Here is a 24185-nt window from a genome sequence, read left to right on the forward strand (position 1 = left end):
GGGCGGTCAACAGGCGGGGCGGCTTTGTCGCTCGCCGTCCTCAAGCCCCGCACGCCAAGCGGTGGGAGGGTTGAGTGGTCACACCGTCGCCGAACGAAGCGCCGCCAGAATGTCATCGGCCGTCCCGCCAGGGTCGGCCAGGGCCCGGGCGTTAGGGAACCGCACGACCCTGTAGCCCAACCGCTTTAGCGTTTCCGTTCGCTGGTTGTCGTAATCCTAGCGTCCCTCATGCGCCGCGCCGTCCAGCTCGACGATCAGCTTGCCGGCTTCGCAGACGAAGTCCGCGAAGTAGCGACTGATCGGGCGCTGTCGCGTGAATTTGAAGCCGCCCAGTCTGCGGTCGCGGACCAGTTTCCAAAGGATCTTCTCGGTTAAGGTCTGGGTCTGATGGCGAGGGTCACCGACGGAGCTTCAACCAAAAGAAGCGGGGTTTCTGGCCGACGGCGTTCCACTCACCCTCCCATCCCGACTTGCGTCGTGATGGGCCCCTCCCTCTCTCCAGAGAGAGGGGTTTCGCGTGGCGCCCCTTCTCCCCGAAGAAGGAGCCATCCTTACATCTCACGGCGAGACGATCGCGGGGCTGAGCGGGTTGCTCAAGGACGGCGCGCAGCGCCGCCGCGCGGAGGCCGGTCCTTGACCAACCCGCCCGGCCCCGCAGGCTCCAGCCTCCAAGAGATGTAAGGTTTGGTCCGGCCTCGCGGAGGTCGGTGTCATGACCCCTCTCCCAGCGGGAGAGGGCGGGGCCCGCCGCGAAGCGGTGGGAGCAACCATGTCATTGTGCGGGTCGAGTGCGCCAGGGGCGTTGCTGACGGAGGATTAGGTTCGCCGCCTCTATGAGCTTTCGCATGATGGCGACAAGGACGAGCTTAGGAGGCTTGCCCCTTGAGCGCAGTCGTTCGGCGAAGGCCCTGAAGCCTGTATCGACGCGCTTTGCGGCCAGTGCGGCGATGTAGACAAGACGCCTGGGGCGAGAGCGCCCGCCCTGGATGAAGCGCTGGCCTTTGTGTTGGCCGCTTTCGCTGTCGAACGGCGCAACGCCGAGCAGGGCGGCGGCCTTTCCTGGCTCCAGGGCGCCAAGCTCGGGCATGCGGATCAGGACGGCGACGGCCACGACCGGCCCAAAGCCCGGCAGGCTTCGCAGCAGCGCCAGACGTTGGGCCAAGTCGGGATGAACCGCCACCAGGGCCAGGATGTCCTTAAGCAGCCGAGCCTTCAGGTTTTCCAGAGAACGGATCCGAGCCTGATAGCTGCGGATGATGTCCTTCAGCGTCACGTGCTCCAGATAGGTCTTCATCTGGGCGGCCTGATCGCTCATCTGCTCGTAGGCCGTCAGGCGCTCGGCTAGCTGGCTCAAGCGAGGATCGCTGGCGGCCCTGACCGCGTCGACCTGCGCCGTCGCCGCAGCGATCAGCGCCGCATCGAGACGGTCGTTCTTAGCCTTCATGCGCTTGAGACGCGCGAACAGCCGAACCTCCAGAGGCTGATGCATCACCACCTCTAGACCCGCAAAGCCCATGGCCTCACGCACCGCCCGTTCGTAGCCTCCGGTCGCTTCCAGCCCAACGCGCGTGACGCCGTGCGACTTCAGCCAATCCAGCAAGCTTCCGATCCCGGCCGGGCTATTGTTGATCACCAACGTCTCGCTCCGGCCATAAAGCGCCACGTCGAGGCGACCCTTCCCCACATCAATCCCGGCGATGATCGTGTTAAGCTTACACCGTTCCATGTCCCGTCCTTGTGCTTGCGGACCCTGTCGTCCCTGCAACCATCCGGGTCTTGAAACGTCGACGAGGGCCCAGCTCCCACGCAGCCCCTAACGGCTCAGGGTGAAACGGCCTCTCTCCGACCGTCCGCCTGGCGCGCCAACGCCGGGCGGACCTTCCGGACACCCACGCCTAACATCCCATCGGCAAACAAGGGTGAGGGGTTACGAGGTCCGACAGCGTGCCGTTCGAAGTGGGGCGATTCTATTCGGCTCGATTATCGAGGTTCTGCACGATGAACCGCGCTCTAAAGAGTAGCTCGTCGAACGTCAGTATTTCTGGCGAACGCACGTTCCGTCGATAAAGCTCGAAGCAAGCGATCTTATCGTCATGACCTGAAAGCTCCGCCGAATTTCCAACCACAAGGAAGCTGCGTGGCTCAATTGCGTAGGCTAACTCGGCTGTGTCGTTGCCAGCGGCATCTTTCAGAACGTCACGGAACCTGCGCCGGGCAAAATCGAAGGTGGTTTTCTGAACCTGGGTGACCGCGTTAGAAACCTCGCTACTCACGCCAAAGCAACCGGGCCGATACGGCTCTGCTGTTTGACGTAGCAGCGGCGTGCTGTCCTTCTTGATCTCGACGAATACATACTGGCTGACTTGAGCGCGGGTTCGCATAAGCGCATCTGCGGTTTTTCCGGGCCGGTCAAATTCGTGTCCGGTGGTCTTTGCCATCAGCGTTTCTGACACCTTGTCCAAACCCACGTAGTGAAGACCGTGTCCGAAAATCCAGGGATTAGTCTCAAAGAACTCTTGCCAGTCGAGCTCGCTAAGTCCCTGGCCCATTCGGCGTTCAAAATTTTCCAAAACTTTCCGTTTCGATGCCACTGCGTAGATGTCTTGGTGCAGGTCGGGAGACTCGGCCAACTGAGTTATCACCTCGGCCGCCGCATTCGAGTTGAGAAGGCTTGTAAGTGCTGAGAGGCTCACATTCCGCAGAGATATCTTCGTCTTCTGCGCTTCGCTCAGGTCAAGGCTGGAGATAATACTAAGAAAGTCGCGAATTTGAGCTAACTGGAACTTTGTAATCTGAACGCGGCTCTCTTCGCGCCAGCCATACCTCTTGTGCAGGGTGAGCTTGATAAGGGCGAAAGTGTCGAAATCGGACTTCTCATTCACCCAGAAGGCTTTGACCGCGAGCTTGCAGCGGTAGGTGACGTCGAGGACCCCAATAGTTTCCTCGCTCTCGCCACAGATCGTAGCGTAGGAGCCCTTTGATCCCGGATTCACGTAAAGCTTGTCGGGAAGGTGGTTCGCCAAGTATTCCGCGTCTTCGCTCATGCCGTGAGCTTAACGCCGTTCTCACAAACTTGGCTACTAAGCCCAAGCCTCCCCCATCCCCCTAGACTCCGCACCCCCCGCCTGCTAAACGCCCCGCCTCGCTCCCGGACCCCGCGTCCTGGGGCGTGCTTGTCGTTTGGGCTCTGGCTCCGGCGACACGCTCAAATCCGTGGAAGGGTCGCCAAGCCCGCACCACGGCTCACCAGCGAGGGCTTCTGGCCCTCACGAGAGGACACTATGGCTAAAAAGATCCTGGGCTATATCAAGCTCCAGGTGAAGGCTGGCTCGGCCACGCCTTCGCCCCCCATCGGCCCGGCTCTGGGTCAGCGCGGCGTCAACATCATGGGCTTCTGTAAGGAGTTCAACGCGCGCACCGAGAACGTCGAAAAGGGCACCCCCCTGCCGACCGTCATCACGGTCTATCAGGACAAGTCGTTCACCTTCGTCACCAAGACGCCCCCGGCGACGCACTTCCTGAAGCAAATCACCGGTCTGAAGTCCGGCGCCAAGCTGACGGGTCGTGAGACCGTCGGTGAAGTCACGCGCACGCAACTGCGCGAGATCGCCGAAAAGAAGATGAAGGACCTGAACGCCAACGATCTCGAGGCTGCCGCCAAGATCATCGAAGGCTCCGCCAAGGCCATGGGCCTGAAGATCGTGGAGGCCTAAGATCATGGCTAAGCAACCCAAGCGCATCAAGGCCTGGACCGGCGACCGCGACGCGGCTCACTCGCTGGAAGCCGCCATCAAGCTGGTCAAGGAAAACGCCAAGGCCAAGTTCGACGAGTCGATCGAGATCTCGGTCAACCTGGGCGTCGACCCGCGCCACGCCGACCAACAGGTCCGCGGCGTCGTGAACCTGCCCTCGGGCACCGGCCGTGACGTCCGCGTCGCCGTCTTCGCCAAGGACGCCAAGGCGGCCGAAGCGACCGCGGCGGGCGCCGAGCACGTCGGCGCCGACGACCTGTACGAAAAGATCGCCGGCGGCTTCATGGACTTCGATCGCGTCATCGCGACCCCGGACATGATGGCCCTGGTCGGTCGCCTCGGTAAGGTGCTGGGCCCGCGCGGCCTGATGCCGAACCCGAAGGTCGGCACCGTGACCCCGAACGTCGGCCAAGCCGTGAAGGACGCCAAGGGCGGCGCCGTCGAGTTCCGCGTCGAAAAGGCCGGTATCGTTCACGCCGGCATCGGCAAGGCCTCGTTCACCGAGGACGCCCTGCTGGTCAACGTCAAGGCTCTGATCGAAGCCCTGAACCGCTCCAAGCCCTCGGGCGCCAAGGGCGTGTTCATCAAGCGCGTTGGTCTGTCCTCGACCATGGGCCCGGGCTTCAAGGTCGACGTCGCGTCGATCGGCGCCTAAGCCACTTCGTTTTAGTAAGCGTACCCGAGTAAGCGTAACCGAGCGGGCGCTGGAGCAATCCAGCGCCCGTTTTGGCGTTTTGGGGGGTAAGCGCTCATGTTTGTTCTGGGTGGCCCGACCTTCAGCGCCGCGCTCTTTTTTGCTCTAAAGGGGCGGGGACTTTTCCCTGACGGACATCGAGGCCGCCTGACGTGACCGACGAGCTGATCCTCGACGTCGCCGTGATCGGCGGCGGACCGGCCGGGCTGATGGCCGCCGAGACGGTGGCGAAAGCCGGCAAGTCGGTGGCCGTGTTCGAGAAGATGCCGACCTTCGGGCGCAAGTTCCTGATGGCCGGGCGCGGTGGGCTGAACCTGACGCATTCCGAGGATTTCGAGCGCTTCGTCCGCCGCTACGCCGAGCGGTCGGGCGCCCTCTCGCCGATGCTGGAGGCCTTCACGCCAAAGGACCTCGTCGCCTGGGCCGAGGGGCTGGGCGAGGCGACCTATGTCGGGGCCAGCGGCCGGGTGTTCCCCAAGGCGATGAAGGCCTCGCCGCTGCTGCGGGCCTGGCTGGCGCGGCTGGAGGGGCTGGGTGTGGCCCTGAAGCCCCGCTCGACCTGGAAGGGCTGGGACGGGGCGGGCGGCCTGCTGATCGAGGACCCGGACGGCCGCCGCGTGGTGCGGGCTCGCACGACCGTCCTGGCCCTGGGCGGCGCCAGTTGGCCCAAGCTGGGCTCGGACGGCGCCTGGGTTCCGCTGCTGCGCGTCGGCGGTTGCGAGATCGCGCCGTTCCGCCCGGCTAACTGCGGCTTCGACATCGCCTGGAGCGATGTGTTCCGCGACCGCTTTGCCGGCGAGCCCCTGAAGAACGTGGCCTTGCGCCTGGGGGCGGCCAAGGCGCGGGGCGATGCGATGGTCGCTCGCTATGGCCTCGAAGGCGGGGCGGTCTATGCGCTTGGCGGGGCGGCGCGCGACGCGGCCCTGGCGGGCGGGGCGACCCTGACGCTCGACCTGCGCCCCGACATCCCGGTCGAAACCCTGGAGCGGCGTCTGCACGCCCCGCGTGGCGGCCAGAGCCTGGCCAACTTCCTGCGCAAGGCGGTCAAGCTCTCGCCCGTCGAGATCAACCTGCTGCGCGAGGCTTTTGGCCTGGGCTTGCCGTCCGAGCCGGCCGCCCTGGCGGCGGCAATCAAGGCCGCGCCCTTGGCTGTGACTGGCGTCCAGCCCCTGGACCGCGCCATCTCGGCGGCCGGCGGCGCGCGGTTCGAAAGCCTGGACGGCCTGTCCCTGAAGGGCCGCCCGAACGTGATCCTGGCCGGCGAGATGCTGGACTGGGAGGCGCCGACCGGCGGCTATCTGCTGCAGGCCTGCTTCGCCACCGGCGTGGCGGCTGGGCGGGCGGCGCTGGGGCGGCTGGGGTAGCGCCCCCTCCGTCTCGTCGCGTATCCGCGCCGATCCACCTCCCCCGCGAGCGGGGCAGGATGAGGGCGGCTTCCACCTCCCCCGCAAAGCGGGGGAGGTGGCGCGAGGCGAAGCCTCGTGACGGAGGGGGCGCTGTTCCCCTACTTCATCGCCGCCCTAATCCGCGCCGCCATCGCCTCCAGGTCCTTCGGATCCGCCGGTGCGTTCTCGGCCAGATAGGCGGGCTTGCCGGCGAGGCGGGGGATCACGTGGACGTGCAGGTGCGGCACGCTTTGGCCCACGCCGTTGTTCTGGATGACTATGAAGCCCTCCAGGCCCAGCGCCTCGACCTCGGCGCGGCCCACGCGCTGGACGACCGCTATCACCTTGGCCAGGTCGGCGGGGTCCATCTCCAGGATCGTGCGGGCCTTGGAGGTCTTGGAGATCACCAGCACGTGGCCGGGCTCCATCGGCGCGCGGTCCATGAAGGCCAGGACGTCGGCGTCTTCATAAACCTTGTAGGCCGGCAGCTCGCCCCGGATGATCTTGGCGAAGGGGTTGTTCTCATCATAGGCGGCCGTCAGCGGAATGCGGGCGCCGGCGGGGGTGATGGTCGGATCAAAGCGCGCCAGCCAGCGCAGGACCTCGCCGGTCAGGGCGATGCGCGAGTCCGAGAAGCTGTGGTCGGTCGGATATTGGGCCTCGAGCACCGTGTCGGGGTGCGCCTCCCGCGCGGCCTTGGCGAGCGTGGCGGTGACCGCGCCGATGCCGCGCTCGGCGCCGATCATCAGCACAGGCCGCGCGGCGATGGTCCGCGATAGGGAAACGAGATCCAGCTTGCTCCGGTCGCGGGCGATCTCGGCGATCAGGGCCTGCGCGCTGGTCCCGGCCAGCGGGACGGTGTCGGGGGCGATCTCCTTGGCCAGGACCTTGGGATCGGTCTTGGCGAAGTAGTCGTCGCCGCCGATGTCCCAGGCGTCGATCAGCAGGGTTCCGGCCACCGCCGAGGGCCGCGCGGCCGAGACGCTGGCGGCCATGAACCCGCCCATGCTGTGGCCGGCGAGGACGATGCGCTTGGGGTCGATCCGGTACTTGGCGACGTTGGCAGGGGTAGTCAGAAAGTCGACGGCGGCTTCCGCGTCGGTTCGCGCATGGGCGAAGCTGAAGCTCCCCTGGCTGCCCCACGATCCGCGATAGTTGATCCGCAGCACGTTCCAGCCGGCCCGGCGCACGGCCTGCATCAGGTCGACATTGGTTTCGTTGCCGGGAAAGCCGTGCAGGAACAGCATGGTCGGATGCGGCCGGTCGCCCGAGGCCACGTACATCACCGCGTTGACCTTGGCGCCCTGGACGTCGAGCTGGAAGGCGGCGAGGTCGGCCGGATGGGCCTTGTCAGCGGGCGGATCGGCGACCACGGCGCGGGGCGTCGGCGGGGCCTTCAGCTCGGCGAAGGCGGGCGAGGCGAAGGCCAGGACCAGCGCGGTCAGGGCGGCGAGGGGGCGGTGCATGGATGGGGTCCGGCTGCTTTTGGGCGAACTTAAGCTGTAAGCGGGGACGATGACACGCCCTGTCAGCAGCGCCCCCTCCGTCACGCGGCTTCGCCGCGCGCCACCTCCCCCGTTTGGCTTCGCCGCCCTGCGGGTCACGGGTGAGGAGGATGCGGCTCTCCTCCTGCCCCGCTTGCGGGGGAGGTGGATCGGCGCGAAGCGACGAGACGGAGGGGGCGTTTTCCCGCCCCCTGTTGAAATCCCCCGCCGTTTCGTCTATACGGCCCGCCTCTCCGACGGACTCGTCCGCTGGAGAACCTGTTTGAGAACTACGGGGCGTGGGGTCACCAACGCCGTAACCGAGGAAGAGCCCTTCCTCACCGTCGGGAGACAGGGATAGAGACGCCAAGGTCTCCTGCTCGTGACGCCTTCTCCGGAAGGCCTGTCCGAGACCGGAGCGCGGCCGACTTTCCTTGGAACAGGCATATGCGACTCGCACGCGGGAGCAATTCCGCATGGGACCGCATCTGGCTGCCGGAATGGTCCGGCCGCTGCTAACTGAGTAGGAGACCGCAATGGACCGCGCTCAAAAGCAGGAGTCGATCGAATCGCTGAAAAGCGTGTTCGCCGACGCCGGCGCTGTCGTCGTGACCCACTACATGGGTCTGACCGTTGCGGAAATGACCGACCTTCGTCTTCGCCTCCGCAAGGAAGGCGCCGCGATCAAGGTTGTGAAGAACACCCTGGCCCTCAAGGCTCTGGACGGCAAGCTTGGTGACAAGGGCGAAAAGCTCTTCACCGGCCCGGTCGCCATCGCCTATGGCCCGGACGCTGTTTCGGCCGCCAAGGTCGCCGTGCAGTTCGCCAAGGAAAACGACAAGCTCAAGGTTGTCGGTGGCGTCCTGGACCAGACCAATGTGCTGGACGAGAACGCGGTGCGCGCTCTGGCGACCCTGCCGTCGCTGGACGAACTGCGTGGCAAGCTTATCGGCCTCATCCAGGCTCCGGCGACCAAGATCGCTGGCGTCCTGCAGGCTCCGGCCGGCCAGCTGGCTCGCGTCTTCAACGCCTACGCGACCAAAGACGCCGCGTAACGGTCATCCCCGCATCTATCCCAATCTCTCTAAGGAACTGACACATGTCGAAGCTCGAAAAGCTGGTTGAAGAACTGTCCACCCTGTCGGTGCTGGAAGCCGCTGAACTGTCGAAGCTGCTGGAAGAAAAGTGGGGCGTCTCGGCCGCCGCTCCGGTCGCCGTCGCCGCTGCTGGCGGCGCCGCTGCTGCTCCGGCTGAAGCTGCTGAAGAGCAAACCGAGTTCACCGTTGTCCTGGTCGACGGCGGCGACAAGAAGATCAACGTGATCAAGGAAGTCCGCGGCGTCCGTCCGGACCTCGGCCTGAAGGAAGCCAAGGACCTGGTCGAAGGCGCTCCGCAGAACGTCGTCGAGAACGTCTCGAAGCAACAAGCCGAAGAGATCTCGAAGAAGCTCACGGAAGCCGGCGCCAAGATCCAAATCAAGTAATCTGGCTCCAGCGTTTCGCTGGAACCGGGTTCCTTTTGGACCTGCCGAAGCGGCCTCGGAGGGAAACCTCCGGGGCCGTTTTCTTTTGGGGTTTGCGTGCCCCAAAGAACCCTCTCTCTAAGAGAGAGGGATTCCGCCCCCCCCCCCCCCTACACCGCCCCCAGCGGCGCGACGGGTTCGACGTCCGGGTCAGGCGCCGGGTGGATCAGCGCGATCCGCGTCCCCGGGTTCGTGTCCGTCACCTCCACGCGCGCCTTCAGCTGGCGGGCCAGGGCCTGGATGATGCTGGAGCCCAGGCCCGCGGTCGGCGGGGCGTCTTTGGCCATGCCGACCCCGGTGTCGGCCACCGACAGCGTCCAGGCGGCGCCGTCGCTGCGGTAGTCGACGATGATCCGGCCGGGCAGCTTGTCGGGGAAGGCGTGCTTGAGCGCGTTGATCACCAGTTCGGTGACCACCAGCCCGATGCTGATCGAGGCGCCGGCGTCGATGTTGGCCTCCTCGGCCAGGACGACGAGGGCCAGGCGGGAGGGGTCGGGGATCATCGAGGCGGCGATGGTGGCGCACAGCTTGGTCAGGTAGGCGCGAAGCTCCACCACGCCCGTGGTCGCCCCGGCCAGTTGCTGCTGCAGGTCGGCGATCGACATCACGCGCGCATGGGCGTCGCGCAGCTTCTCGCGCGCCTCTTCCGACTGGGCCGCGCGAGCGTTCTGCATCAGGACGGCGGCGATGATCTGCAGGCTGTTGGCCACCCGATGACGGATCTCCAGCAGCAGGGCCTGGTTCTCGACCGCCAGCTCGTCGCTGCGCGCGACGTTGGCCCGCAAGAGGTCCTGGCTGGTCTTGGTGGCGAGCCTGGTGTCGGTGACGTCGGCGACGGCCGCCAGCAGCCGCACCTGGTCGAGGTCGCTGTAGGCCAGCTTGCGGACGTTGATGACCAGGCGTCGGTCGGTCTGACCCGGGCGCTTGAGGTCCATCTCATAGGCGTCGATATCGACGCCGTCGGCGGTGCTTTCCAGCAGCATCCTCAGCTGGGGCGCGCGCCATTCGCCGGCCCCGATCTCCATCATCTCGCGGCCGATGGTCTGGCTGGCGTCGACGTCGAAGGTTCGTTCGAACGAATCGCTGGCGGCGATCACCTTCAGGTCGCCGTCGATCAGCAGCAGCGGCGTCGCCGAGGCCGTGACCATGGCCAGGGCCAGGCTCAGGCCCGGGGCGTCCGGGTGGGATAGGATGCGGTCGGGCACAGGCGGCCCCTTCAGCGAACCGGAGGCTCGCGAAGCGAAAGCCGTACCCGGGGCGGTCGATGGGCCGCGCGAAGGGGCCTATCGCCGCAACCCTAGCACATCGGAAGCCTCGGCCTTAAGCTCCCGCTTACTTACGCGCCCCCAGCGCCAGGCGGATGACCGGCGGCGGGAGATGCGGCTTGCGCTCGGGGCGATTTCGCCCGAAGCCAAGGCGTCGAACTCGGGCAGGCTTTCATGAATCGCAGAGACGTCATCCTGGCCGGCGCGGCCGCCCTGACCTCGGTCGCCGCTTCGCCCGCCTTCGCCGCCAAGGGCGTGGGCGGGATCCGCATCCCCGCCTCGGCGACCGACAGCGAGCTGCGCGGTCTGTCGCCTACGGGCGGCAAGACCTACTGGGCCTCGGGCTCCAAGGGCTGGATCCTCCGGGGCAAGGACGAGCGGCAGGACGCGATGCGGATCGTCGGGGCCGAGGGGCTGGACTTTCGGGGGCTGCACGCCTTTTCCGACGACCACGTGCTGGCCATGAGCGCGGGGCCCGGCCAGGCTTCGCAGCTGTGGCGCACGACCGACGGCGGCAAGACCTGGAAGCAGGTCACGGTCAACCAGGACCCGAACGGTTTCTGGGACTCGATCGCCTTCGTCGACGATCGGCGCGGCTTTATTCTGGGCGACCCGACGCAGGGGCGCTTCACCGTGCTCTACACCGCCGACGCCGGGAAGAGCTGGGCGCGGCTGCCGCCCGAGGGCGTGCCGCCGGCCGCCGACGGGGAGGGGGCCTTCGCCGCCTCCAACGGCTGCGTCGCCATCGGCCGCCGGGGGCAGGTGGCGTTCTGCACGGGCGGAGCGGGCAAGGCGCGGGTCTATCTGTCGCGCGGCGGCGGCGGGGTGTTCGTGGCGCTGGACACGCCGATCCTGGCCGACGCCCCGTCCAAGGGCGCCTTCGCCGTGGCCTTCGGCAAGCGCGGCGAGCTGTGGGTCTGCGGCGGCGACTACAAGGCTCCCAAGGCGGCGGGCGTGAACCTGGCCTGGCTGGCGCCGGGGAGTATCGCGTTCCAACCGGTGGCCGCCCCGGCGGGCTATCTGTCCGGGATCTCGGTCAAGGGAAACACGGTGATGGCGACGGGCCTGGCCGGCACGATCGTCGCCCGCGACGGGCGGACGTTCGAGCGGGTGTCCGAGGCGCCGATGAACACCGTGCGCCTGACCTCGAACAAGACCGCCGTGCTGTGCGGGCCCAAGGGGACCGTGGGGCTTTGGCGGGGCTAGGCCTTGCTTAGCGCTTGGCCCACGCGCGCCATGCGACGGCTCCAGTCCGCCTCGCCATCGGGCGTGAAGGCGCGGGCGGACGGATACCAGGGGTGGCGGCCCGTCCCCAGGGTCGGCCAGGCGGGATGGGCGTAGATCATCCAGGTCGGGGCGCCGACGGCGGCTGACAGGTTGGTCGTGGCGGTGGGCGGGCCAATCACCCCGTCCAGGGCGGCGCAGAGGGCGGCGACCCCCTCCAGGTCGTGGGTCAGGTCCAGCCCCGGTGGTTCGACCAGCGCCACCCCCCAGCGCTCGGCGGCGAAAGCGAGTTCCTCGTGCGCCTCGCCGTACTGCAGCGAGACAAAGGTCTTTCCCGGCGTGGCCAGGACCGGCCGCCAGGCCTCGAACGGCGCGAAGCGGCGGGTTCGCGGGCCGGTCATCTTCAGGCTTTTCCATAGCACGCCGACCTTGTCGCCAGCCGGCAACCCCTCCAGCCAGACGCGCCAATGCGCCGCGCGCGCGGGGGCGGGGCGCAGGAACGGGCCCGCCGTGAAGGCGTCCAGCGCGGGGCGCAGGCGCGGCGGCAGGTCGGCCATCGGCGCCCAGGCCTGGATTTCCGGATCGAAGAGGTCAGGGATTGTCCGCGTCAGACGCCCCGCCAGCACGGCGCTGACGTGGCCGAAGACCCGGACGCCTGGCCAGGATCGCGCGAACAGCGAAACAAGGCGCGGCTCGACCGCCAGGGTCAGGCGGCCCCCGGGGCCGAGCGCGGCGATCAGATCGCCAATCAGGCCGCCGAACATAACCTCGTCGCCCAGGCCCTGCTCGCCGATCAGCAGCAGGTTCAGTCCCTCCAGCGGCTCGTCTGGCTCTAGGCGGGGCCAGGGCAGGTCGAAGGCCAGGGACTCGGGTCGCTCGGGCGCCAGGCGGGCGGCGTAGTCGTCCCAGCCGCCGGGCAGGTCGCCGGCCAGCAACCGGGCCTGGGCGCGGGTCATGCGGATCACCGCGGCCTGGGCCGGGGTTGGGGCGTGGGCGAGGGCCGTGTCGCAGGCCTCGATCGCGCCAAGGGCGTCGCCGACGTCCAGCCGCGCTATGGCGGCGTTGGCCAGGATCGCGGGCGAGATTGGGTCCAGCAGCATGGCCTGGTCGTGGAAGGCGCGAGCCTCCTGGTCGTCGCCCTGATGGCTGGCGATCGAGCCCAACAGGCTCCAGACCGCTGCGGCCTCGGGCGCGCGCCGCAGGGCCTCGCGGACCACGGCCAGGGCCTCGTCGTAACGATCTTGATCGCGAAGCAGGGCGCCCAGCTCCAGCGCGTCAGCGAGGTCGTCGGGCACGACCTGCCGGACGCGGATCAGCAGCTCGATGGCCAGGGACGGGTGGCCGAGCCGATTCGCCATCCGCGCCAGGTCACGGGCGGTGTCGGGATCGGTCGGGGCCAGGCTGTGCGCCTCGCGATAGGCCTCGAAGGCTCGCGGCGACTCGCCGGCCTTCTCACGCGCCAGGCCGATCAATCGGTGAGCCAGGGGAGCGGCTTGACCAAGGGCCATGCGCGCCTGGGCCTCGGCCCGCATGAAATCGCCGGCCTGCAAGGCCAGGGCCCCGGCGGTGAGGGCCACGCGGGCGAGGGGAGGCGCGCCCTCCAGCCGAGCCAGGATTCGCCCCAGCGGCGATATCGCGGTCGTGGCCCGATCGGACGCATTCGCGAGGCGGCGGCGCTGGTGCGCGATGGACATGGGAGCCGACCTTGGATGACGAGGCGTAGGCGCCTCCAAGGCTTGAACGGCGCAGGCCGCAGCCATGGGGCGTCGATCCGGCGCGTTTTCGCCCCTGCCTGGGAACTGGATCGCGGAGCCCCACGTTCCACCCCCATGCTCAAGCTCGCCGCCGTCTTGCTCGCCCTGATGATCCTGTTCGGGATCCTCGGTTTCGTCGTGAACGTGGCGGGCGCTCTGACCAAGGCGGCGTTCTTCGTCTGCCTGATCGCCCTGGCGGTCTCGCTGGTCATGAAGGTGATGAAGAAGGGCTAAAGATCTGTCATCCCAGCCCAGCGCGTAGCGCGCCGAGCCGGGAACGCGGCAAGCGCCGAACCTCCGGCGGTCCCGGGTCTTCGCCCGGGATGGCAAGTCGGGAGACGATCCCTTCGAATCCCCCTTTCCTTCCGCGTCTCCATCCCCTATATCCCCGCGTTCACGATTACATCGGCGGAGCGCTTTGTCGCGTCCGTATTACGCCCCGAGGCGCGGTCAGCCGCCCTCCGACCCGCGCGAAGGGGCGCCCTTAAGGCTTCCGGTCCCGGTCGCCCAGCAGGGGAATTCCAGCGTCCGCGGCTCTCCGAGCAGGAGAGAAGCGAGGGTGGACGCTAAGGCAATTCGAACTCACGCGCGGACTCCATCCGCGCCCAGGGAAAACACATGGCGCAATCCTTCACCGGCAAAAAGCGGATCCGGAAGTCGTTCGGCCGCATTCCCGAGGCTGTGCAGATGCCGAACCTCATCGAGGTTCAGCGCTCCTCCTACGAGCAGTTCCTTCAGCGCGAGGTCCGTCCGGGCCAACGCCGCGACGAAGGCGTCGAGGCGGTCTTCAAGTCGGTGTTCCCGATCAAGGACTTCAACGAGCGCGCCGTCCTGGAATACGTTTCGTACGAGTTCGAAGAGCCCAAGTACGACGTCGAGGAATGCATCCAGCGCGACATGACCTTCGCCGCGCCGCTGAAGGTCAAGCTGCGCCTGATCGTGTTTGAGACGGAAGAAGAAACCGGCGCTCGCTCGGTCAAGGACATCAAGGAGCAGGACGTCTACATGGGCGATATCCCGCTCATGACGGACAAGGGCACCTTCATCGTCAACGGCACCGAGCGCGTCATCGTCTCGCAGATGCACCGCTCGCCGGGCGTGTTCTTCGACCACGACAAGGGCAAGACCCACGCCTCGGGCAAGCTGCTCTTCGCCGCTCGCGTGATCCCGTACCGCGGCTCGTGGCTGGACTTCGAGTTCGACGCCAAGGACATCGTCTACGTCCGCATCGACCGCCGCCGCAAACTGCCGGCCACCACCTTCCTCTATGCCCTGGGCATGGACGGCGAAGAGATCCTGACCACGTTCTACGACGTCGTCCCGTTCGAGAAGCGCGCGGGCGGCTGGGCCACCCCGTATAAGCCCGAGCGCTGGCGCGGCGTGAAGCCGGAGTTCCCGCTGGTCGACGCCGACACGGGCGAGGAAGTCGCTCCGGCCGGCACCAAGATCACCGCTCGCCAGGCCAAGAAGTTCGCCGACGGCGGTCTGAAGACCCTGCTGCTGGCGCCCGAAGCCCTGACGGGCCGCTACCTGGCCCGCGACGCGGTCAATGTCGGCACCGGTGAAATCTACGCCGAAGCCGGCGACGAGCTGGACGTCCCGACGATCCAGTCGCTGGCCGACCAAGGCTTCAGCACCATCGACGTGCTGGACATCGACCACGTCACGGTCGGCGCCTACATGCGCAACACCCTGCGCGTGGACAAGAACGCCATCCGCGAAGACGCGCTGTTCGACATCTACCGCGTCATGCGTCCGGGCGAGCCGCCGACGGTGGAAGCCGCCGAGGCGATGTTCCGGTCGCTGTTCTTCGACTCCGAGCGCTACGACCTGTCGTCGGTGGGCCGCGTGAAGATGAACATGCGTCTCGAGCAAGAGGTGTCGGACGAGGTCCGCATCCTGCGCAAGGAAGACGTCCTGGCCGTGCTGAAGGTCCTGGTGGGCCTGCGCGATGGTCGCGGCGAAATCGACGACATCGACAACCTGGGCAACCGCCGCGTCCGCTCGGTGGGCGAGCTGCTGGAAAACCAGTACCGCGTCGGCCTGCTGCGCATGGAACGCGCGATCAAGGAACGCATGAGCTCGGTCGATATCGACACGGTCATGCCGCACGACCTGATCAACGCCAAGCCGGCCGCAGCCGCGGTGCGTGAATTCTTCGGCTCCTCGCAGCTGTCGCAGTTCATGGACCAGACGAACCCGCTGTCGGAAATCACCCACAAGCGTCGTCTCTCGGCCCTCGGCCCGGGCGGTCTGACCCGTGAGCGCGCCGGCTTCGAAGTCCGCGACGTTCACCCGACCCACTACGGCCGGATCTGCCCGATTGAAACGCCGGAAGGCCCGAACATCGGTCTGATCAACAGCCTCGCGACCCACGCCCGCGTGAACAAGTACGGCTTCATCGAGAGCCCGTACCGTCGCGTGAAGGACGGCAAGCCGCAGGACGAAGTCGTCTACATGTCGGCGATGGAGGAATCCAAGCACGTCATCGCCCAGTCGAACATCTCGGTGCTTGAAGGCGAGATCGTCGACGATCTGGTCCCGGGCCGCATCAACGGCGAACCGACCCTCCTGCAAAAGGAGACGGTCGACCTGATGGACGTGTCGCCGCGCCAAGTCGTGTCGGTGGCCGCCGCCCTGATCCCGTTCCTTGAAAACGATGACGCCAACCGCGCCCTCATGGGCTCGAACATGCAACGTCAGGCCGTGCCGCTGGTGCAGTCTGACGCCCCGCTGGTCGGCACCGGCATGGAAGCCGTCGTCGCCCGTGACTCGGGCGCCGTCGTCATCGCCAAGCGCACCGGCGTCGTGGAGCAGATCGACGGTACGCGTATCGTTATCCGCGCCACCGAAGAGACCGACGCGGCCCGCTCGGGCGTCGACATCTACCGGATGTCGAAGTTCCAGCGCTCGAACCAGTCGACCTGCATCAACCAGCGTCCGCTGGTGAAGGTGGGCGACCGGATCAACACCGGCGACATCATCGCCGACGGTCCGTCGACGGAGCTCGGCGAACTGGCCCTGGGCCGCAACGCGCTCGTCGCGTTCATGCCCTGGAACGGCTACAACTTCGAAGACTCGATCCTGATCTCCGAACGCATCGTCCGTGACGACGTCTTCACCTCGATCCACATCGAGGAATTCGAAGTCATGGCCCGCGACACCAAGCTGGGTCCGGAAGAAATCACCCGCGACATCCCGAACGTCGGCGAGGAAGCCCTGCGCAACCTCGACGAAGCTGGCATCGTGGCGATCGGCGCCGAAGTCCAGCCGGGCGACATCCTGGTCGGCAAGGTGACGCCGAAGGGCGAGAGCCCGATGACGCCGGAAGAAAAGCTGCTGCGCGCCATCTTCGGTGAAAAGGCTTCGGACGTGCGCGACACGTCCTTGCGTCTGCCCCCGGGCGTCGCCGGCACGATCGTCGACGTGCGCGTCTTCAACCGTCACGGCGTCGACAAGGACGAGCGCGCGCTCGCCATCGAACGCGCCGAGATCGACCGCCTGGGCAAGGACCGTGACGATGAGTTCGCGATCCTGAACCGCAACATCTCGGGCCGTCTGCGTGAACTGCTGATCGGTAATGTCGCTCTGTCGGGCCCCAAGGGCCTGTCGCGCGGCGAGATCACCGCTGACGCTCTGTCGCAGATCCAGCCGGGCCTGTGGTGGCAGATCGCTCTCGAAGACGAAAAGGCGATGGGCGAACTGGAAAGCCTGCGCCGCCTGTTCGACGAGAACCGCAAGCGCCTCGACCGTCGTTTCGAAGACAAGGTCGACAAGCTGCAGCGCGGCGACGAACTGCCTCCGGGCGTGATGAAGATGGTCAAGGTCTTCGTGGCCGTGAAGCGCAAGCTTCAGCCGGGCGACAAGATGGCCGGCCGTCACGGCAACAAGGGCGTCATCTCGCGCATCCTGCCGATCGAGGACATGCCGTTCCTCGCCGACGGCACGCACGTCGACGTCGTTCTGAACCCGCTGGGCGTGCCCTCGCGCATGAACGTCGGTCAGATCTTCGAAACCCACCTGGGCTGGGCCTGCGCCAATCTCGGCAAGCAGATCACCAACCTGCTGGAAGACTGGCAGCAAGGCGGTCAGAAGCAGGCTTTGATTGAGCGCCTGCGCGACATCTACGGTCCGGACGAAGAGCTGCCGGAAACCGAAGAAGAGCTGATCGAGCTGGCCAAGAACCTGGGCAAGGGCGTTCCGATCGCCACCCCGGTGTTCGACGGCGCGCGCATGAGCGATATCGAGGACCACCTCGAAATGGCCGGCGTCAACAAGTCGGGCCAGTCGATCCTGTACGACGGTCTGACCGGCGAGCAGTTCAAGCGTCCGGTCACGGTCGGCTACATCTACATGTTGAAGCTGCACCACCTGGTCGACGACAAGATCCACGCCCGTTCGATCGGTCCGTACTCGCTCGTCACGCAACAGCCGCTGGGTGGTAAGGCCCAGTTCGGCGGTCAGCGCTTCGGGGAAATGGAAGTGTGGGCTCTGGAAGCCTACGGCGCGGCCTACACCCTGCAGGAAATGCTGACGGTGAAGTCCGATGACGTGGCCGGCCGGACCAAGGTCTACGAGTCGATCGTCCGCGGCGACGACACGTTCGAAGCCGGTATCCCGGAAAGCTTCAACGTGCTGGTCAAGGAAATGCGCTCGCTCGGCCTGAACGTCGAGCTGGAGAACAGCTGATCCGGATCTCCCTCTCCCGCCTGACGGCGGGGGAGGGGCCTCCTTTCAGCCCTCTCCGACTTACGAATTTTCGCGGGAAACCCCGCAGAAGGAACCAAGATGAACCAGGAAGTCCTGAACATCTTCAATCCGGTCCAGGCCGCTCCGACCTTTGACCAGATCCGCATCTCGCTGGCCTCGCCCGAAAAGATCCGCTCGTGGTCATTCGGCGAGATCAAGAAGCCCGAGACCATCAACTACCGCACGTTCAAGCCCGAGCGTGACGGCCTGTTCTGCGCCCGTATCTTTGGCCCGACCAAGGACTACGAATGCCTGTGCGGCAAGTACAAGCGCATGAAGTACAAGGGCATCATCTGCGAAAAGTGCGGTGTTGAAGTCACCCTGGCCCGCGTCCGTCGCGAGCGCATGGGCCACATCGAACTGGCCTCGCCGGTCGCCCACATCTGGTTCCTGAAGTCGCTGCCCTCGCGCATCGCCATGATGCTGGACATGCCGCTGAAGGACATCGAGCGCGTCCTCTACTTCGAATACTACATCGTCACCGAGCCGGGCTTGACGCCGCTGAAGCAGCACCAGCTGCTCAGCGAAGACGACTACATGCGCGCCCAGGAAGAATACGGCGACGACAGCTTCACCGCCGAGATCGGTGCGGAAGCCATCCAGAACCTGCTGAAGGCGATCGACCTCGAAAAAGAGGCTGACCGTCTGCGCGAGGAACTGGCCGGCACCGTGTCGGACATGAAGCAGAAGAAGTTCTCCAAGCGCCTGAAGATCCTGGAAGCCTTCCAGGAGAGCGGCAATCGTCCGGAATGGATGATCATGACCGTGGTGCCGGTGATCCCGCCGGAACTGCGTCCGCTGGTGCCGCTGGACGGCGGCCGCTTCGCGACCTCGGACCTGAACGACCTGTATCGCCGGGTCATCAACCGTAACAACCGCCTCAAGCGCCTGATCGAGCTGCGCGCGCCCGACATCATCATCCGTAACGAAAAGCGGATGCTGCAAGAGTCGGTCGACGCCCTGTTCGACAACGGCCGCCGCGGCCGCGTGATCACGGGCGCCAACAAGCGTCCGCTGAAGTCGCTGGCCGACATGCTGAAGGGCAAGCAAGGCCGCTTCCGTCAGAACCTGCTGGGCAAGCGCGTCGACTATTCGGGCCGTTCGGTCATCGTGGTCGGTCCCGAGCTGAAGCTGCACGAGTGCGGCCTGCCCAAGAAGATGGCGCTGGAGCTGTTCAAGCCGTTCATCTACGCGCGTCTGGACGCCAAGGGCCTGTCGGGCACCGTCAAGCAGTCCAAGCGCATGGTCGAGCGCGAGCAGCCGCAGGTGTGGGACATCCTCGAAGAGGTGATCCGCGAGCACCCGGTCATGCTGAACCGCGCGCCGACGCTTCACCGTCTGGGCATCCAGGCGTTCGAGCCCAAGCTGATCGAGGGCAAGGCCATCCAGCTGCACCCGCTGGTCTGCGCCGCGTTCAACGCCGACTTCGACGGCGACCAGATGGCCGTGCACGTCCCGCTGAGCCTGGAAGCTCAGCTGGAAGCGCGCGTCCTGATGATGTCGACCAACAACATCCTGTCGCCCGCCAACGGTCGCCCGATCATCGTGCCGTCGCAGGACATCGTCCTGGGCCTGTACTACCTGTCGGTCGCTCGCGAGGGTGAGCCGGGTGAAGGCAAGATCTTCGCCGACCTGGGCGAAATCGAAGCCGCCCTGGACGCCGGCGTCGTGTCGCTGCACGCCAAGATCAAGTCGCGCTTCACCGAAGTGGAAGCCGATGGCGTGGCCCGTCGCCGCGTGATCGACACCACGCCGGGCCGCATGAAGATCGCCGCCCTGCTGCCGCGTCACCCGCAGATCGGCCACCGCCTGATCGAAAAGGCGCTGACCAAGAAGGAAATCGGCAATCTGATCGACATCGTCTACCGCCACTGCGGTCAGAAGGCGACGGTCATCTTCGCCGACCAGATCATGGGTCTGGGCTTCAAGGAAGCCGCCAAGGCGGGCATCTCGTTCGGCAAGGACGACATCATCATCCCGGTCCGCAAGACGCAGATCGTGGAAGAGACCCGCAAGCTGGCCGAGGAGTACGAGCAACAGTACGCCGACGGCCTGATCACCAAGGGCGAGAAGTACAACAAGGTCGTTGACGCCTGGGCCAAGGCCACCGACCGTGTCGCCGACGAGATGATGGCCGAGCTTCAGATGAAGCATAAGGACGAGAACGGCCGCGAGAAGGAAATCAACGCCATCTACATGATGGCCCACTCCGGCGCTCGTGGTTCGCAAGCCCAGATGAAGCAGCTGGGCGGCATGCGCGGTCTGATGGCCAAGCCCTCGGGCGAGATCATCGAGACCCCGATCGTCTCGAACTTCAAGGAAGGCCTGACCGTTCAGGAGTACTTCAACTCCACCCACGGCGCCCGTAAGGGTCTGGCCGACACCGCGCTGAAGACCGCCAACTCGGGTTACCTGACCCGTCGTCTGGTCGACGTCGCGCAGGACTGCATCATCGTCGAGGAAGACTGCGGCACCACGCGGGGCATCACCCTGCGCGCCGTCGTCGAAGGCGGCGACGTGCTGGTCTCGCTGGGCACCCGCGTCCTGGGTCGTTTCACCGCTGAAGACGTCAAGGATCCGGCGACCGGCGAGCTGGTGGTTCCGGCCGACACCTATATCGACGAGAACATCGCCGACGCCATCGAGGCGGCGGTCGTTCAGTCGGTCAAGGTCCGCTCGGTCCTGACCTGCGAGGCCAAGGTCGGCGTCTGCGGCGCCTGCTACGGCCGCGACCTGGCGCGCGGCACCCCGGTGAACATCGGCGAAGCGGTCGGCGTCATCGCCGCCCAGTCGATCGGTGAGCCCGGCACGCAGCTGACGATGCGGACCTTCCACATCGGCGGCACCGCCCAGGTGGCCGAGCAGTCGTTCTTCGAAGCCTCCAACGAGGGCACGGTCCGCGTGATCGGCCCGACGGTCGTGGGCGCCGACGGCGCGCTGGTCATCATGAGCCGCAACACCTCGGTCAGCGTGCTGGTCGACGGCAAGGAGCGCGAAACCTATAAGCCGCCGTACGGCGCCCGCCTGCGGGTCAAGGACGGCGACCTGGTCAAGCGCGGCCAACGCCTCGGCGACTGGGACCCCTACACCACCCCGATCATCACCGAAGTGGCCGGCAAGATCCGCGCCGAGGACCTGGTGGATGGCCTGTCCATCCGCGAGGAAGTCGACGAAGCCACCGGCATCGCCCAGCGCGTGGTCGCCGACTGGCGCACCTCGGCCCGCGGTTCGGACCTGCGTCCGGCCATGGGCGTGCTGTCGGAAGACGGCAGCTACAAGCGCCTGAGCAATGGCGGCGAGGCTCGCTATCTGCTTTCGGCCGGCGCCATTCTCTCCGTCGCCGACGGCGACGACGTGAAGCCGGGTGAAGTGATCGCGCGTATCCCGACCGAAGGCGCCAAGACCCGGGACATCACCGGTGGTCTGCCGCGCGTCGCCGAACTCTTCGAAGCCCGCCGTCCCAAGGACTGCGCGGTCATCGCGGAAATGGACGGCCGTGTCGAATTCGGCAAGGATTACAAGAACAAGCGCCGGATCAAGATCACGCCGGACGTCGACGCCGATGGCAACCAAGCCGAGGCGGTCGAGTTCCTGATCCCGAAGGGCAAGCACATCGCCGTCCACGACGGGGACTACATCTCTAAGGGTGAGTACATCATCGACGGCAACCCGGATCCGCACGACATCCTGCGCATCCTGGGCGTCGAAGCCCTGGCCAACTTCCTCGTCGACGAGATCCAAGAGGTCTATCGTCTGCAGGGCGTGCCGATCAACGACAAGCACATCGAGACGATCGTTCGTCAGATGCTGCAAAAGGTCGAGATCCTCGAGCCCGGCGACACCGGCCTGATCAAGGGCGACCACCTTGATAAGCCGGAGTTCGACAAGGAACAGGAAAAGGCGGTGGCTCGCGGCGGTCGTCCGGCTGTGACCCAGCCGGTGCTGCTGGGCATCACCAAGGCCTCGCTGCAAACCAAGAGCTTCATCTCGGCCGCCTCGTTCCAAGAAACGACGCGCGTCCTGACCGAAGCCTCGGTGCACGGCAAGACCGACACCCTGGAAGGCCTGAAGGAAAACGTGATCGTGGGTCGTCTGATCCCCGCTGGTACGGGTTCCTACCTGCGCAGCCTGCAACGCGTCGCCGCCAAGCGCGACGAACAGCTGGCCCAGCAGCGCGAAGACGCGATGGAGCCGCTGCCGGCCGAAATCGCGCTTTCGGACGCCGAATAGGCGTCCGAAATACTCTAGGACTCGGGCGCTCACAGAGCGCCCGGGGCGGACGCCGAATAGGCGTCCGAAACACTCCAAGACTCGGGCGCTCGCAGAGCGCCCGGGCGGACGCGGAATAAGGCTTCTCGCCTCAGTGACTACGGAAAGGCCCGGGAGCGATCCCGGGCCTTTTTCGTTGCGCGCTGAAGTCCCTCTCCCAGAGGGAGAGGGCGGGGCCCGCCGCGCAGCGGTGGGAGAGAGAGCCGGATTGCAAAAAGGCCCGAGCTCGCGCCCGGGCCTTCCGCGCTTTTCCGGCGCTACGCCCTAATCGCGCGGGCGCACGTAGATGGTCTTGGTCGAGGGGCCGCGCAGCAGCAGGCCCAGGATCAGGCCGACGCCGGCGGCGACGCCGAGGGCGCGGACGGGCTTGAGGCTGGCCCAGGTCTCCAGATCGGCATAGCGGCGCTGGATCTTGTCGCCGGCTCGCGTGGTCAGGTCCCTGACCCGCGCGCGGGTCTCGCCCACAGCCTCGGTGGCGACGTCCTTGAGGCTGTCGTAGGCCTCGTGGGCGGCGCCGGTGACGGCCTTGAACTTGGGCTCGACCTCGTTCGAAAAATCCTTGGCGGCGTTGTTGGCGGAGGTCAGGCTGCCTGAGTAGTCGGTCATGATGGAACCTCGGGGCGAGAGAGGGGGATGGCGCGGCGAGCGCCGGCGAGACGCTCTCACAACCCCGCGCGCCGAAGACCGTTCCGTCGCGCCAGTCCGAAGCGATGGCGCTGGGCGACCCCGACCGCCCCCGCGGGCATATGAACTTTGCAATCTTAGGGATCGTATTCCCGAAGTTCGTATCCCTAAGGTTTATTTAACCATTCCAGGCCGAGGGTCCATCTTAAGTTGAGTCGAGGGGCCTCCGATGCGTGCGGTGTTTATCAAAGGGGTGTCTCAATACGACGCCACCCGCCTGTTCATTGATGAAATGGCCGCCGCGTTCCGCCGGCGGGGCTACGATACCACGGTCATTGATGGCCTGACCTCGAAAGACCTGTGCGAGACATTCAACGCCTCGGCTGCGCAGGGCGAGACCGAGCTGGTCTATTCGGTCAATATCCTGGGCGAATTTCGGGGCCGGCGAGAGCGAACGATCGGCCAGATCTTCGATGCGCCGCATGTGGTGCAATTCGTCGACTATCCCCTGACTCATCTGGAGCGGTTGAAGGACGTGGCGCCCGATGCGGCGATCCTGACGGTGGACCCTTCCCATGTGGACGCCGTGCGGTCGACGTTCGGAGGCGATCACGCCGCGTTTTTCGGCTTCTGTCCGCATGCGGGCGTCGGCGAGCCCGTCGAACCCGACGCCGATCCCGACGCCTTCGCGGCCGAGCGCCCGATCCCAATTCTGTTCTCGGGGTCGTTCTACCAGCTCACCCCGCCGGCCTGGGCGAATGAGGGGGAAGGCATCTGCCGGCTTTTCGACGCCGTGCTTGAGACCGCTCTCGGCGCCGAGTTCGTTCCGGCTCTCGATGCGCTCGACCAGGTCCTGCGCGGCATGGGCGAGGATCCAGCCGACCCGCGCTATGTGCTGGCGCGACGCTATTCGTGCATGGTGCATGAGCAGGTCCGCAAAGTCCGGCGCATGCAGCTCCTGGAGGGCGCCAGCAAGGCCGGCCTGCCGATGTTCTGCGTGGGCTCGGGTTACGAGGGGTGGATCGAGTCCCATCCCAGCTTGCGGCTGGCGTCGCCGATGAAGCTGACCGACACCGCCGACCTAATGCGGCGCGCGCGGGTGGTTGTGAACGCCAACGCCAACTTTGGCCGCGGCTCGCATGAGCGGCCGCTGACGGCGATGCTGGCGGGAGCGGCCGTCGCCTCGGACCACAGCGCCTGGTGGGCCAGTCAGTTCGTCGAGGACGAGGACATGCTGCTCTATCGCTGGCGCGACCTGGACGCGGGCTTGGCGCGGATCGCCGCCCTGGCCGAGGATTCGGAGGCCGCCTGGCGCATGAGCCGAAACGCCCAGGTCAAGGCGGCGGCCAGACACCGCTTCGACAACCGTGTCGACACGGTGATCGCGGCGGCGGCGGCCGCGCGGTCCAAGACCTGCGACCGAATGCCGCAGCACCCTCGAATACCAGCGTTCTCGCATTGAT

Annotated in this window: 16 protein-coding genes and 1 pseudogene; 10 read left to right on the forward strand and 7 right to left on the reverse strand. The window is 66.3% G+C overall.

Annotated features, from left to right (window positions below):
- Positions 1 to 78: 78 nt before the first annotated feature.
- The 3 genes and pseudogenes from CSW59_RS06465 to CSW59_RS06480 form a co-directional block, all read right to left on the reverse strand.
- Positions 79 to 363 (reverse strand): annotated as a pseudogene (locus tag CSW59_RS06465) (DUF559 domain-containing protein).
- A gap of 409 nt (positions 364 to 772) precedes the next feature.
- A complete protein-coding gene (locus CSW59_RS06475) occupies positions 773 to 1726 on the reverse strand; it encodes an IS110 family transposase (protein WP_099443262.1) in 954 nt (317 codons plus the stop codon).
- Positions 1727 to 1967: 241 nt separating this feature from the next.
- Positions 1968 to 3044, reverse strand: a complete 1077-nt coding sequence (locus tag CSW59_RS06480; protein ID WP_099443263.1) for a Shedu immune nuclease family protein — start codon at positions 3042 to 3044, stop codon at positions 1968 to 1970.
- 237 nt (positions 3045 to 3281) lie between these two features.
- Between CSW59_RS06480 and rplK the strand changes: the two genes are divergently transcribed.
- The 3 genes from rplK (at position 3282) to CSW59_RS06495 (ending at position 5810) form a co-directional block, all read left to right on the forward strand.
- Positions 3282 to 3713, forward strand: coding sequence for a 50S ribosomal protein L11 (gene rplK / locus CSW59_RS06485; protein WP_099443264.1), 432 nt, complete (start codon positions 3282 to 3284; stop codon positions 3711 to 3713).
- Positions 3714 to 3717: 4 nt separating this feature from the next.
- Positions 3718 to 4407 carry a 50S ribosomal protein L1 gene (rplA, locus tag CSW59_RS06490; RefSeq protein WP_099443265.1) on the forward strand — a complete coding sequence of 230 codons (690 nt, stop codon included), beginning with the start codon at positions 3718 to 3720 and terminating at the stop codon, positions 4405 to 4407.
- A 191-nt stretch (positions 4408 to 4598) separates the two neighbouring features.
- A complete protein-coding gene (locus tag CSW59_RS06495; RefSeq protein WP_099443266.1) occupies positions 4599 to 5810 on the forward strand; it encodes a TIGR03862 family flavoprotein in 1212 nt (403 codons plus the stop codon).
- Positions 5811 to 5950: 140 nt separating this feature from the next.
- On the opposite strand, the gene CSW59_RS06500 is transcribed toward CSW59_RS06495, so the two are convergent.
- A complete protein-coding gene (locus tag CSW59_RS06500) occupies positions 5951 to 7297 on the reverse strand; it encodes an alpha/beta fold hydrolase (protein ID WP_099443267.1) in 1347 nt (448 codons plus the stop codon).
- A gap of 554 nt (positions 7298 to 7851) precedes the next feature.
- Between CSW59_RS06500 and rplJ the strand changes: the two genes are divergently transcribed.
- Together rplJ and rplL are read left to right on the forward strand one after the other, a co-directional pair.
- Positions 7852 to 8370, forward strand: coding sequence for a 50S ribosomal protein L10 (gene rplJ, locus CSW59_RS06505; RefSeq protein WP_099443268.1), 519 nt, complete (start codon positions 7852 to 7854; stop codon positions 8368 to 8370).
- 44 nt (positions 8371 to 8414) lie between these two features.
- A complete protein-coding gene (gene rplL, locus CSW59_RS06510; protein WP_010918385.1) occupies positions 8415 to 8798 on the forward strand; it encodes a 50S ribosomal protein L7/L12 in 384 nt (127 codons plus the stop codon).
- A gap of 149 nt (positions 8799 to 8947) precedes the next feature.
- On the opposite strand, the gene CSW59_RS06515 is transcribed toward rplL, so the two are convergent.
- Positions 8948 to 10042, reverse strand: coding sequence for a sensor histidine kinase (locus CSW59_RS06515; RefSeq protein ID WP_099443269.1), 1095 nt, complete (start codon positions 10040 to 10042; stop codon positions 8948 to 8950).
- A gap of 234 nt (positions 10043 to 10276) precedes the next feature.
- Here CSW59_RS06515 and CSW59_RS06520 point away from each other — a divergent pair, with 234 nt between their 5' ends.
- Complete coding sequence (locus tag CSW59_RS06520; RefSeq protein ID WP_099443270.1) at positions 10277 to 11308, forward strand: YCF48-related protein; 1032 nt, start codon at positions 10277 to 10279, stop codon at positions 11306 to 11308.
- Here the strand turns inward: CSW59_RS06520 and CSW59_RS06525 are convergent.
- Complete coding sequence (locus CSW59_RS06525) at positions 11305 to 13020, reverse strand: tetratricopeptide repeat protein (RefSeq protein WP_161495028.1); 1716 nt, start codon at positions 13018 to 13020, stop codon at positions 11305 to 11307. The genes CSW59_RS06520 and CSW59_RS06525 overlap by 4 nt on opposite strands.
- Before the next feature lie 135 nt (positions 13021 to 13155).
- Here CSW59_RS06525 and CSW59_RS06530 point away from each other — a divergent pair, with 135 nt between their 5' ends.
- The 3 genes from CSW59_RS06530 (at position 13156) to rpoC (ending at position 22059) form a co-directional block, all read left to right on the forward strand.
- A complete protein-coding gene (locus CSW59_RS06530) occupies positions 13156 to 13314 on the forward strand; it encodes a hypothetical protein (protein WP_099443272.1) in 159 nt (52 codons plus the stop codon).
- A 384-nt stretch (positions 13315 to 13698) separates the two neighbouring features.
- Positions 13699 to 17769: a DNA-directed RNA polymerase subunit beta gene (rpoB, locus tag CSW59_RS06535; protein ID WP_099443273.1), complete on the forward strand. Its 4071-nt coding sequence runs from the start codon at positions 13699 to 13701 to the stop codon at positions 17767 to 17769.
- A gap of 99 nt (positions 17770 to 17868) precedes the next feature.
- On the forward strand, positions 17869 to 22059 hold the full coding sequence (gene rpoC / locus CSW59_RS06540; RefSeq protein ID WP_099443274.1) for a DNA-directed RNA polymerase subunit beta': 4191 nt from the start codon (positions 17869 to 17871) through the stop codon (positions 22057 to 22059).
- Between the two features lie 303 nt (positions 22060 to 22362).
- Here rpoC and CSW59_RS06545 read toward each other — a convergent pair whose 3' ends face one another.
- Positions 22363 to 22704: a DUF883 family protein gene (locus CSW59_RS06545; RefSeq protein ID WP_099443275.1), complete on the reverse strand. Its 342-nt coding sequence runs from the start codon at positions 22702 to 22704 to the stop codon at positions 22363 to 22365.
- Positions 22705 to 22951: 247 nt separating this feature from the next.
- On the opposite strand from CSW59_RS06545, the gene CSW59_RS06550 reads away from it, so the two are divergent.
- Positions 22952 to 24184 (forward strand): glycosyltransferase, encoded by a 1233-nt coding sequence (locus CSW59_RS06550; protein WP_099443276.1) that lies wholly within the window; start codon positions 22952 to 22954, stop codon positions 24182 to 24184.
- The last annotated feature ends 1 nt before the right edge of the window (position 24185 follow it).

This window comes from Caulobacter sp. BP25 (genome assembly GCF_002737755.1).
Classification (GTDB): Bacteria; Pseudomonadota; Alphaproteobacteria; order Caulobacterales; family Caulobacteraceae; genus Caulobacter.